General features: G+C 64.2%; 9 protein-coding genes, 1 tRNA gene and 1 pseudogene. 3 read left to right on the forward strand and 8 right to left on the reverse strand.

Going from position 1 to position 12,226, the window contains the following annotated elements; all coding sequences use genetic code 11:
• The first annotated feature begins 2 nt into the window (after positions 1-2).
• On the forward strand, positions 3-902 hold the full coding sequence (sucD, locus tag A6B35_RS22150; RefSeq protein ID WP_040583069.1) for a succinate--CoA ligase subunit alpha: 900 nt from the start codon (positions 3-5) through the stop codon (positions 900-902).
• Positions 903-1,005: 103 nt separating this feature from the next.
• A complete protein-coding gene (locus A6B35_RS22155) occupies positions 1,006-3,690 on the forward strand; it encodes a phosphoenolpyruvate carboxylase (RefSeq protein ID WP_006203224.1) in 2,685 nt (894 codons plus the stop codon).
• Between the two features lie 286 nt (positions 3,691-3,976).
• On the opposite strand, the gene A6B35_RS22160 is transcribed toward A6B35_RS22155, so the two are convergent.
• Positions 3,977-4,061 (reverse strand) — tRNA-Leu (locus A6B35_RS22160).
• 267 nt (positions 4,062-4,328) lie between these two features.
• Here A6B35_RS22160 and lipB point away from each other — a divergent pair.
• Entirely contained in the window at positions 4,329-5,072 is a 744-nt protein-coding gene (lipB, locus tag A6B35_RS22165) for a lipoyl(octanoyl) transferase LipB (protein ID WP_006203225.1), read from the forward strand.
• 100 nt (positions 5,073-5,172) lie between these two features.
• Here the strand turns inward: lipB and A6B35_RS34640 are convergent.
• The 7 genes and pseudogenes from A6B35_RS34640 to A6B35_RS22195 all read right to left on the reverse strand — a co-directional run.
• Positions 5,173-5,343: pseudogene (locus tag A6B35_RS34640) on the reverse strand (DUF559 domain-containing protein); the annotation flags it as partial.
• A 485-nt stretch (positions 5,344-5,828) separates the two neighbouring features.
• Positions 5,829-6,512, reverse strand: a complete 684-nt coding sequence (locus tag A6B35_RS22170) for an ABC transporter ATP-binding protein (protein ID WP_006203226.1) — start codon at positions 6,510-6,512, stop codon at positions 5,829-5,831.
• Complete coding sequence (locus tag A6B35_RS22175) at positions 6,509-7,795, reverse strand: lipoprotein-releasing ABC transporter permease subunit (RefSeq protein WP_006203227.1); 1,287 nt, start codon at positions 7,793-7,795, stop codon at positions 6,509-6,511. The genes A6B35_RS22170 and A6B35_RS22175 overlap by 4 nt, the downstream gene beginning before the upstream one ends.
• The gene (gene proS, locus A6B35_RS22180) at positions 7,792-9,120 is read right to left on the reverse strand and encodes a proline--tRNA ligase (protein ID WP_006203228.1); all 1,329 of its coding nucleotides are present in this window, start codon (positions 9,118-9,120) and stop codon (positions 7,792-7,794) included. The genes A6B35_RS22175 and proS overlap by 4 nt, the downstream gene beginning before the upstream one ends.
• Before the next feature lie 654 nt (positions 9,121-9,774).
• Positions 9,775-10,059 carry a DUF1467 family protein gene (locus A6B35_RS22185; RefSeq protein ID WP_006203229.1) on the reverse strand — a complete coding sequence of 95 codons (285 nt, stop codon included), beginning with the start codon at positions 10,057-10,059 and terminating at the stop codon, positions 9,775-9,777.
• Positions 10,056-10,460 carry a methylmalonyl-CoA epimerase gene (gene mce / locus A6B35_RS22190; protein WP_006203230.1) on the reverse strand — a complete coding sequence of 135 codons (405 nt, stop codon included), beginning with the start codon at positions 10,458-10,460 and terminating at the stop codon, positions 10,056-10,058. The genes A6B35_RS22185 and mce overlap by 4 nt, the downstream gene beginning before the upstream one ends.
• Positions 10,461-10,548: 88 nt before the next feature.
• Positions 10,549-12,219, reverse strand: coding sequence for a ribonuclease J (locus tag A6B35_RS22195; protein ID WP_006203232.1), 1,671 nt, complete (start codon positions 12,217-12,219; stop codon positions 10,549-10,551).
• Positions 12,220-12,226 lie beyond the last annotated feature (7 nt).

Here is a 12,226-nt window from a genome sequence, read left to right on the forward strand (position 1 = left end):
AAATGGCAATCCTGCTCAATCGCAGCACACGCGTCATCGTCCAGGGCTTCACCGGCAAGATCGGCAGCTTCCACGCCGAGGACATGAAGCGCTACGGCACCAAGGTGGTCGGCGGCGTCACCCCCGGCAAAGGCGGCCAGACCCATCTCGGCCTGCCCATCTTCAACACCGTCAAGGGCGCCGTGCGCGAGACCCGCGCCGAGGCCAGCATCGTCTTCGTGCCGCCGCCCTTTGCCGCCGACTCCATCATGGAAGCGGCGGACGCCGGGATAAAGCTCTGCGTCTGCATCACCGACGGCATCCCCTCGCAGGACATGATGCAGGTCAAGCGCTACATGCGCCGCTACCGCTTCGAGGACCGCATGCGCCTCGTCGGACCGAACTGCGCCGGCGTGATCACGCCCGGACAGGCGCTGATGGGCATCATGCCGGGCAGCATCTACCTCCCCGGCCGCGTCGGCATTGTCGGCCGCTCGGGCACGCTTGGCTACGAGGCGGCCTCGCAGATGAAGGCGCTCGGCATCGGCGTGTCGACCAGCGTCGGCATTGGCGGCGATCCCATCAACGGCTCGTCCTTCAAGGACATCCTGCAGCTTTTCGAGCGCGACGAGGACACCGACGCCGTGGTGATGATCGGCGAGATCGGCGGCCCGCAGGAAGCCGAAGCCGCGATCTGGGCGCGCGACAACATGCGCAAGCCGCTGATCGCCTACATTGCAGGGCTTTCGGCGCCGAAGGGCCGCCGCATGGGCCACGCCGGCGCGATCATCTCCGCCTTCGGCGAGTCGGCGCAGGAAAAGGTCGAAATCCTGAAGGAAGCCGGCGTCGTCATCGTGCCGACCCCCGCCTCCTTCGGCGAGGTCGTGGCCGACACGCTGGCGCGGACCAGGAAGGCGGCGTGACGGCCGACCGGCGAAGGCCGCATTGCGCAAAATGTGCCTGACAGCCGGCGCTCTCGATTGAGGGTCGGCTACAGCGGCAATCGATGCGGAGGAGGAAGCGGCTTTGGAGCAGAGCAGACGCATCAAATTTCGTGAGGACGAGCGCAGCCTTTTGTTGCGCTTGCTGCTTCAGGTCGCAAGCGCGCGCGAGCCCGAGATCGCCGCCGTTCTGAGCGGACGCAGGTCGCTTGTCTCCCTCGCCGCGGAGCAGCGCATCCCGGCGCTGCAGGCGAGCGGCGTATGGTTCCAGTTGCTGACGATTGCCGACGAGTTGCTTGCCATGCGGGCGCGTCGCGAACTCGAACAAGGCGCGGGTGTCGACGAAGTGCCCGGATCCTTCGCCAGCGTGATCGCGCAGATGGCAGCGAACGGCCACTCGGCGGAGAAAGTCCAGGCAGCGCTCGACGAGCTTTGCGTCGGCCCGACCATGACCGCGCACCCGACGGAGGCCAAACGCGTCACGGTGCTGGAGATCCACCGCCGTATCTATCGCAAGCTGACCGAGCTCGACCAGCCGCGCTGGGCGCCGCGCGAACGCGACCTGTTGGTCGCCGATCTGGAAAGCGAGATCGAGCTTCTGTGGATGACGGGCGAGCTGCGACTGGAACGCCCGACGGTCGAACGCGAGATCGCCTGGGGCCTGCATTTCTTTCGCGAAGTCATCTTCGAGGCAACGCCGCAGCTGTATGGCAAGCTTCAAGGCGCCTTCGAGCGTCACTATCCGGGAGAGCCGGTCAGAATTCCCGCCTTCATGCGCTACGCGTCGTGGATCGGCGGCGACCGTGATGGCAATCCAAATGTGACGGCCGCAGTCACGGCTCACGCCATGGCCGAATACCGCAATACCGCCATAGGCTGGTATCTGACGCAGATGCAGAGGCTGGTGACGGTGCTCAGCGCCAGCTCGAACGTCATTGACCTGCCGGCCAGCTTCAAGCCGGTGCTGCAAACGGCGCTTGATAAAAGCGGCGAGGCGCACGTGATCGCCGCCCGCAACCCCGACGAACCGCTTCGCCAGTTCGCGTCGGCCTTGCTTGCCCGGCTGGTGGCCACGCGAGACGGCGGTGCAGCGGCGTATCTCTCGGCGGACGCGTTTCGCGCTGATCTGAACGGACTGTCTTGCGTTCTCGAAGCGATCGGCGGGCGCGCGGTAGCCAGGCGTTTCGTCCAGCCTCTGCTTTGGCAAGTCGGAAGCTTCGGCTTCCGTACGATCTCGCTCGATATCCGGCAGAACTCCACGGTCGTCAACAGGGTGCTGGCCGAGCTGTTCGCGCTGACCAACCCCGCCCATCCGGTCCCAGCCGGCACACCGCAATGGTCGGAGCGCATCCGCGCCGCCCTCAGCCACGGGGAGCGGCTGGAGATCGACCCAGAGCGGCTGTCGCCTGAAGCGGGTGAACTGCTTTCGACATTCTCCGTCATCCGCGAGCATATCTCGAGCGCGGATGCCGACGCTGTCGGCTCTTTCGTTCTCAGCATGACGCGCTCGGCCGACGATCTGCTGGCGGTCTATCTGCTGGCGCAGTATTGCGGACTTTCAACCGCGCCCGATGGCGGCGGCACAATCGGGCTGCGGATCGTGCCATTGTTCGAGACCATCGCCGATCTGCAGGCCGCCCCCGGCATCCTGAATGGATTGCTCGGCGTTTCGCTCGTGAGGCGCACGGTGCGGGATTTCGGCGCGCGCCAGGAAATCATGCTTGGCTATTCGGATTCCAACAAGGACGGCGGTTTCCTGGCTTCCAATTGGGAACTGGCAAAAGCGCAAAAGCGCCTCGCTGCGGTCGGGCGCAAGCACAAGGTCAGGATCAGTTTCTTTCACGGCCGCGGCGGCTCCGTCAGCCGTGGCGGTGCGCCGACCGGCCGGGCGATCGCGGCACAGCCGCAAGGCACCGTCGCCAGAACCATGCGGGTGACGGAGCAGGGCGAGGTCGTATCGTCGAAATTCGCCAATCGCGGCACCGGCCTCCACCAGCTCGAGGTTCTCGCCGCCGGCGTGCTGGCCCACAGTGTCGGATCGCCCGCTGATGTCGAGCCGAAGGAAACGCCGGAGTTCGACGAAGCGCTGGAAGCGCTGGCAGGCATGTCGCAGGCATCCTATGCCAGGCTGATGGCCGAGCCCGGCTTCCTCGATTATTTCAACCAGGCGAGCCCGGTCGCGGAACTGGCGCTCCTGAAAATGGGATCAAGGCCGGATCGCCGTTTCGGCGCCAGCGGCATTGCCGACCTGCGCGCCATTCCATGGGTGTTCGCCTGGAGCCAGAACCGTCATCTGTTGACCGGCTGGTATGGTATCGGCAGCGCACTCAGCGCATTCGTCGCGGTGCGCGGCGAGGCCGGGCGCGAACTTCTGGCCCGCATGTTCGAGCACTCGCGCTTCTTCCGCCTGATCGTCGACGAGGCCGAGAAGACACTTTACCAGTCCGACATGGAGATCGCGCGGCTTTACGCCGGCCTGGTGGCCGACAGCGATGCGGCCCGACGCATCTATGCCCGCATCGCCGCCGAATACGAGTTGACGCGACGCCTGATTGGTGACCTCACGGGAGGCGATCTTTCCGCGCGCTTCCCGATGTTCAAGCGACGTTTCGACAATCTGCGGCGACAGATGGACGACATTCACCGGCTGCAGGTCGAGCTGCTGCGTGAAGTTCGGGCAAATACCGTCACGGCGGATCGAAAGCGGGCGACCGACGCCCTGCTCGTATCGATCAATTGTATCTCGGCTGGCCTTGGGTGGACAGGATAGGCCCGGTTTTCGTCGAGCTGCCAACGCCACCTCGCGTCATCGTTCGAGGCTCATCGTCCACCGCGCGGACACGCTGGCGCGGACGAAGAAGGCTGCGCGATCCCCAAGGGCACACTGTCCTGCGGGCGCCTGCAAAAGCGAAAACGGTAACGCGCCCATGTGGCGCGCCGCTTTCGTTTCGATCCTCGGAAAAGGCAGGCGGCGGCATGGCGCCCTGGCATGCCAACTGTGAGCTTTGCAGCTCCGATCCCGCAAGCTTGCCAGAAGCGAATTGTCAGGGATGTTCTGGTGCGGTCGAGAAGACTCGAACTTCCACGGGTTGCCCCACAGCGACCTCAACGCTGCGCGTCTACCAATTCCGCCACGACCGCACGTGGTAGGAGCCGGAACGAACCGGCTCGGGGCCTGTAGCAAATCGTTTCCGGCGAAACAAGTGCGCGGCGCGGAATAATCGCCGCGGATCGGTGCAATGCTCCACAGCCCCGGCAAATGCGGGGAACTGGACGTTTCGGCCGATTGCAGCCATATGAGGGGCTGATGCATATCGCCCCTGAGCGCCGAGCGGTTTTGGCAATGCGACAGGCACAGGAAACTTCTGCAGCGCAGTCTCATCAGGCACGCCTCAGACGAGACAGACCATGACAGAACGCAGCCAGATCGCCACGTCGTTCCTGCCTTTGCCCGGCTCCGCGCCGGTCGAATGGCGCGTCGAACCTGGCCTCACCGCCTATCCCGACGCGCTCGCTTTCATGGAGGCGCGGGCCGATGCGATCCGCAGTGGTGCCGCCGGCGAGATGGTCTGGCTGGTCGAGCATCCGCCGCTCTACACGGCCGGCACCAGCGCCCGCATCGAGGATCTGATCGAGCCCGGCCGCTTTCCGGTCTTTGCCGCCGGGCGCGGCGGCGAATACACCTATCACGGCCCCGGCCAGCGGGTCGCCTATGTGATGCTCGACCTGAAGCGCCGGCGCGAGGATGTCCGCGCCTTCGTCGCGGCGCTCGAGCAGTGGATCATCGGCACGCTCGCCGCCTTCAACGTGCGCGGCGAACGGCGCGAGGATCGCGTCGGCGTCTGGGTGGTGCGGCCGGACCGTCCGCCGTTTGCCGACGGCTCGCCGGCCGAGGACAAGATCGCGGCAATAGGCATCAGGCTGCGGCGCTGGGTAAGCTTTCACGGCATCGCCATCAATGTCGAGCCGGAGCTCGGCCATTTCAGCGGCATCGTGCCCTGCGGCGTTTCGGATCACGGCGTCACCAGCCTGGTCGACCTCGGCCTTCCCGTCACGATTGCCGACCTCGACCTGGCGCTGAAGTCCGCCTTCGAGGAGGTGTTCGGCCCGGCCACGACCTTGGGCGTCGAAGCGGCCCGCAAGGCCGGCTGAAGTTTTCCCTGGAGCAGTTCCAGGAAAAGTGCGTAGCGGTTCAACGATTCTATCAAACGTTGAACCGTTCTGGATTAGCGGCTCACGTCAGCCGCGCCCATTCCCTGCAGGCAAAATCGGCAAAGTAACTGCCTATCGGAAACTGCCGCACGAATTTGTGGCCGTTCAGTCTGCGGCCGCGCAGTTCGAGCTAAAGTGCGCTTTCGGCGTCGTTGTCCGACTGGCGCAAGCGTCTTGCCCGCTTCGTTGTCTCGATTTCCGGTCCACGCATGCGCTGCCCCTCACCCTTACCCTCTCCCCGTGGAGAACGGGGAGAGGGGGCGTCAGCGTTGGCGCACATCTTTAGCCCCCTCCTCACATGGCTCCGATCCAGATCGCCATGGAAATCAGAAACGTGCTCATGCACACGAGCGACACAACATCCTGAACAAGATCGGTCATAACTCTCTCCAGTTGTTAGTATGTTCGTATTTTGTTCTATTTTTGTTCGAATGTCAACGATCGGAATCCGGGCCGGCGATGGAATCTCCGGCGATCAGATCGGCACGGTTAAGGAAAGGTTGACGGCCAGAATGACCGGCTGTTCCGCTAACCAACAGCTTTGGCGATGAGCCAGGGCACGTCGAGATTCGGGTCAGGCCGAGTCGAGAATGGTGGATTCCGAGAACCGGAACGGAGCGTACTTAAAGTACGTGAGTACCGGAAGCGCAGGAAGCCGCCTTTCGCAGGCCGGCCTCACCCGAATCTCGACGTGCCCTAAAGTGGGACGACCTTGCCCTCGGCAAGCGTCACCCGCCGGTCCATGCGCGAGGCCAGCTGGTGGTTGTGGGTGGCGATCAGCGCCGCCAGGCCAGATTGCCGGACCAGCGCTTCCAGCGCCTCGAACACATAGGAGGCGGTGACCGGGTCGAGATTGCCGGTCGGCTCGTCGGCCAGAAGCACCAGCGGCGCATTGGCGACGGCGCGCGCGATGGCGACGCGCTGCTGTTCGCCGCCGGAGAGTTCCGACGGCCGGTGCTGCGCGCGCTTGCCGATCTGCATGTAGTCGAGTAGCTGCGCCGCCCGCTCGGCGGCCTCCTTGCGCGACAGCCCCTTGATCAGCTGTGGCATCATGATGTTCTCCAAGGCGGAAAACTCCGGCAGCAAATGATGGAACTGATAGACGAAGCCGACATCGTTGCGGCGGATCGCCGTGCGGTCCTCGTCGGACAGCCGGCCGCAGGCGCGGCCCGCGAGGATCACGTCGCCGGCGTCGGGCCGCTCCAGCAGCCCGGCCGTGTGCAGCAATGTCGACTTGCCGGTGCCCGACGGCGCAACCAGCGCCACCATCTCGCCGCGCTTCAGCGAAAAATCGGCGCCATTGAGGATGGTGAGCTTGCGCGGTCCCTGGACATAGTGCCGCTCGACGCTCTTCAGCTCGATAAGAATCTCGGCCTTCATTCGTACCTCAAGGCTTCGACCGGATCGAGCCGTGCTGCCCGCCATGCCGGAAACACCGTTGCCAGGAAGGAGAGCACGAGCGCCATGATGACGACATAAGTCGTCTCGCGCAGATCCATCTTCGCCGGCAGCTGGCTGAGGAAATAGAGTTCGGGGTTGAACAGGATCCTGCCGGTCATCCAGGAGAAGAACTGGCGGATCGATTCGATGTTGGTGCAGATGACGATGCCGAGCAGCACGCCGGCAATGGTGCCGGTGACACCGATCGCCGCCCCCGTCATCAGGAAGATGCGCAGGATGGCGCCGCGCGAAGCCCCCATCGTGCGCAGGATGGCGATGTCGTGACCCTTGTCCTTCACCAGCATGATCAGGCCGGAAATGATGTTGAGCGCCGCCACCAGCACGATCAGCGTCAGGATCATGAACATGACGTTGCGCTCGACCTGGAGCGCCGAGAAGAACGTCTCGTTGCGCTGGCGCCAGTCGACGATGTCGATCGGCCGCTGCGCCGCCTGCTCGACCAGCGGCTTCAGTGCATCGACATCATCGGGATTGTCGACATAGATCTCGATCGTCTGCGCCCGTCCGTCCAAGTTGAAATAGAGCTGCGCTTCGGAAAACGGCATGTAGACGATGGAGCTGTCATATTCCGACATGCCGACTTCGAAGATCGCCGCGATCTTGTAGCCCTTCATGCGCGGTGTCGTACCCAGCGGCGTCACGTCGCCGTCGGGCGAGATCAGCGTGATGGTGTCGCCGAGCACAAGGCCGAGGTTTTCGGCCATGCGCTTGCCGATGGCCACGCCCTCGCCGCCGTCGAAGCCGTCAAGCGTGCCCTGCCTGATGTTGCCTGCCACGATCGAGATCTTGCCCAGGTCCTCACCGCGTATGCCGCGCACCAGCGCCCCGGTGCCGCCGCCGACATTGCCTTGCGCCAGAACCTGCCCGTCGATCAGCGGAATGGCGTATTTGATGCCGGGCACACCGTTGATGCGGCCGGCGACCTGCGCATAGTCCTCAAGCGGTGAGTCCAGCGGCTGCACGATCAGATGGCCGTTGACGCCAAGGATGCGCGTCAAAAGTTCGGCTCTGAACCCGTTCATCACGGCCATGACGACGATCAAGGTCGCGACACCAAGCATGATGCCGAGGAAAGAGATCGAGGCGATGACCGAGATCACCGTCTCCTTGCGCCGTGAGCGCAGATAGCGCCACGCCACCATGCGCTCGAACACCGAAAAGGCGCCGGCGGCCGGGGCCTTGGCTGCAGCCGTTTCGCTCATGCGGCGATACCCAAGCGCTTTCTCGCCTCGGCGATTGGCAGCGTCTCGCGCTCGCCGGTCCTGCGATTCTTGATCTCGACCTCGCCGGCGGCCACGCCGCGCGGTCCGACGATCACCTGCCACGGCAGGCCGATCAAATCGGCGGTGGCGAACTTGCCCCCCGGCCGCTGGTCGGTGTCGTCGTAGAGCACGTCCTTGCCGGCAGCGGTGAGCGCTGCATAGAGTTCGCCGCTGACTCGGTCGCAATCGGCGTCGCCAACCTTCATGTTGATGAGGCCGATATCGAACGGCGCCACCGCTTCCGGCCAGATGATGCCGTTGTCGTCATGGCTGGCTTCGATGATCGCCGCGACCAGGCGCGAGGGCCCGATGCCGTAGGAGCCGCCGGAAGCGAAATGATCCTTGCCGTCCGGCCCCGTCACCTTGGCGCCCATCGGCTTCGAATATTTGTCGCCGAAATGGAAGATATGGCCGACCTCGATGCCGCGCGCCGAGAGCCTGTCGCCCTCGCCAACCTTTTCCCAGGCCGTCTCGTCATGCATCTCGTCGGTGGCGGCGTAGGGCGTCGTCCACGTCTTGACGATGTCGGCGATCTCGGCGTCGTTCGAAAAGTCGGTGTTCGCGCCCGGCACATCCAGCGAAAGATAGTCGCGATGGCAGTAGACCTGGCTCTCGCCGGTATCCGCCAGGATGATGAATTCATGGCTGAGATCGCCGCCGATCGGGCCGGTGTCGGCGCGCATCGGGATCGCCTGCAGGCCCATGCGCGTGAACGTCCGGAGATAGGACACGAACATCCTGTTATAGGCAGCCTTGGCGCCCTCATAGTTGAGGTCGAAGGAATAGGCGTCCTTCATCAGGAACTCGCGCGACCGCATGACGCCGAAGCGCGGCCGCACCTCGTCGCGGAACTTCCACTGGATGTGGTAGAGGTTGAGCGGCAGATCCTTGTAGGACTTGACATAGGCGCGAAAAATCTCGGTGACCATCTCCTCGTTGGTCGGGCCGTAGAGCATGTCGCGCTCCTGCCGGTCCTTGATTCGCAGCATCTCCTTGCCGTAGTCGTCATAGCGGCCGCTTTCGCGCCACAGCTCCGCCGACTGGATGGTCGGCATCAGGATTTCCAGCGCCCCTGCCCGGTCCTGTTCCTCGCGGATGATCCGGCAGACCTTGTCCAGCACCCGCTTGCCGAGCGGCAGCCAGGAAAAGCTGCCTTGCCCCTGCTGGCGGATCATGCCGGCGCGCAGCATCAGCCGGTGCGAGACGATCTCGGCCTCGCGCGGATTTTCTTTGAGAATAGGCAGGAAATAGCGCGACAAACGCATGGACTGGTCCGTGAGAGAGGATGGCCGCGCCGGAATCGGCGCAACGCAGGCTGCTTGCCCCGGCTTCATAGCTATTTCATGACGGAATGGAAACCCGACCTGCCGCCTCGGCCCGCAATCGGGAATCGATTTTTTTTACCGCTCTGGCCTTGCGGTTCGGAAACGCGATGCGGAGATGGAAAGCGTTGGAGCGCCCTTGGCGCGGCTAAAGATGCGCGGCGCTCCAGGCCGCGGCAATGTTGCGCCGGCTGCGTTGATCGATTTACAAGCAAGGGCTGCCGCACTATTGTGCAGTGCAGCACGATATTGCCTGTTTCCGGGCAAAATTCTTCGTGACATTTTCATCTGGCTTAGGCTAGTGTGCCCCGATAACCGAGAGGGCAGAGAAAAATCTGCTCTCCTACGCGGTCAAAGTCTTGGGAGGATGCGATCTAGGCGCGGTTACTCGCTGCCGCCGGACACCGGAAACAGATCGGACGCGTTTAAATTGCAAGGCCTTGTGCCTTGCATTTTTTTTGTGCAAACATCTGCTTAGCGCAAACAGCTCTCAAATCGCATGACGTAGCGTCAGTGCGCCGGCTCACAATCCCGGGCCGGTTGCCCTTGACCGGGCTCGATGCCCGACCCGCCCGTCACGAAACTGTCGTCCAAGGCCTATTGTGACGGCGTTTGCGCGGCTTCCGGGATGATGTGCGGAACCTCGTCGAGGCTGAGCCCCAGCCCTCTCGTCAGGCCGTAGAAAATACCCATCAGGATCGCGGTGGCGATCGTCGTTCTGATCACGGCGCGCAGCATATGCGGCCCGCGCGGCGCGCTCGAAACCGTACCCAGCGTCACATCATGGTCGTCGTCCTGCGTCTTCACGCTGAACGGCAGCACGGCGAACAGCACCACCCACCAGGTGGCGAAGAACAGGGCGGCGAATGAAACCCAGCTCATGATTGCTCCAATTCGACCAGCGTGCCGAAAAAGTCCTTGGGATGCAGGAACAGCACCGGCTTGCCATGCGCGCCGGTTTTTGGGTTGCCGTCGCCAAGCACGCGCGCGCCGCTGGCCTGCAAACTGTCGCGCGCCGCCAGGATGTCGTCCACTTCATAGCACACATGATGCATGCCGCCCGACGGGTTCTTCGCCAGGAACGCCGCGATCGGCGAGCCCGCGCCCAGCGGCTCCAGCAATTCGATCTTGGTGTTGCCGACATCGACGAACACCACCGTCACGCCATGCTCCGGCAGCGCCTGCGGCGCACTCACCCGAGCGCCGAGCGTGTCGCGATAGGCCGCCGTCGCCGCGGCCAGATCCGGCACGGCAAGCGCGACATGGTTCAGGCGTCCGAGCATTGGCAGTATCCTCAGGGATTAGGCAGTAGGCAGTAGGGAAAAAGTTGGGCCGCCTTCTGCGATTGCCTACTGCCCAATCCCTATTCCCTCACCTTGTGACGAACACCGTCACCAACGGCTTCTTGCCCCACGCTTCGTTGGCGGCACCGCGCACGGCGCGGCGCACCGCCTCCTGCACGAGGTCGAGGTCTTTTCGGCGCTGGCGGGGGATGGAGTCCACCGCGCCGACTGCCGCATCGAGCATCAGGTCTTCCAGCGTCTCGCCGCTGGCGTCGGCCTCGGCGACGCCGATGGCGACCAGGTCGGGGTCGCCGGCCAGTTCATACTTATCGTCGAGCACGACATTGACCGCGACATGGCCGGCAAAGGACAGCTTGCGCCGGTCGCGAATGCCCATCGCCTGGTCAGTGCCGATCAGGCGGCCGTCCTTGTAGATGCGGCCGAACGGCACCTGGTCGACGATCGTGGCGGCACCGGGAGAGAGCCTGAGCATATCGCCGTCGCGCACCTGCGCCACCTGGCCGATGCCGGACATCGACATCAGCGATCCCTGCGCCACCAGATGCGCCGCTTCGCCATGCACCGGCACGCCGATCTGCGGCCGCACCCATTCATACATCTTGCGCAACTCGCTGCGGCGCGGATGCCCGGAGACATGCACCAGCGCGTCGCCATCCTCGATGATCTTCATGCCGAGATCGATGAGGCGGTTCTTGATCTCGAGGATCGCCTTCTCGTTGCCGGGAATGGTGCGCGAGGAAAACACCACCGTGTCGCCTGCCGTCAGCGACACCGACTTCATCTCGTCGCGCGACAGCTTGGCGAGTGCGGCCAGCGGCTCGCCCTGGCTGCCGGTGCAGATGATGACCAGGTTCTCGCGCGGGATGAAGCCGTAATCCTCCTCGGCGATGAATTCCGGCAGCCCGTCCATGTAGCCGAGCTCGCCGGCGACATCGATAACGCGCTTCAGCGAGCGGCCGAGCACCAGGCACTGGCGGCCGGCATCGCGCGCCGCCTTGGCGATGGAGACGATGCGCCCGACATTGGAGGAGAAGGTGGTGACGGCGACGCGGCCCTTGGCGCCCTGGATGACGCCCTTGAGGCCCTCGCCCACGGCCACTTCCGACGGCGATTCGCCTTCCCGCAGCGCATTGGTGGAATCGCAGATCAGCGCCAGCACGCCCTTGTCGCCGTAGGCGCGAAAGCGCGCCTCGTCGGTCTTCGGCCCGATCGTCGGCTCCGGATCGATCTTCCAGTCACCGGTGTGGATGACGGTGCCGGCCAGCGTGGTGATCGCCAGCGACATCGGTTCGGGAATGGAGTGAGCGACGGGAATGGCCTCGATCTCGAACGGACCGACGCTGAATGTCTCGCCCGCCCGGTAGATCGTCAGCGGAATCTTCGGCGCGCCCTGCTCGCCTTGCCGCTTTGCTTCCAGCAGGCCGGCGCTGAACGGCGTCATCCACACCGGCGCCTTCAGCTTCGGCCACAGGTCGAGAAGCGCGCCGTAGTGGTCTTCATGCGCATGGGTGATGACGATGCCGCGCAGGCTGTCGAGATTCTCCTCGATGAAACGCGTGTCGGGCAGGATCAGGTCGACGCCCGGATGCGCGGCATCCGGGAAGGTGACGCCGACATCGACGACGATCCACTCGCGCGCATTGGCCGGCCCGTAGCCGTAGAGGGCGAAGTTCATGCCGATCTCGCCGACGCCGCCAAGCGGCACGAAGACGAGTTCGGCGTTTTCCGCTTTCGCCATGATATTC

Source organism: Mesorhizobium amorphae CCNWGS0123, assembly GCF_001686985.1.
Taxonomy (GTDB): Bacteria; Pseudomonadota; Alphaproteobacteria; order Rhizobiales; family Rhizobiaceae; genus Mesorhizobium; species Mesorhizobium amorphae.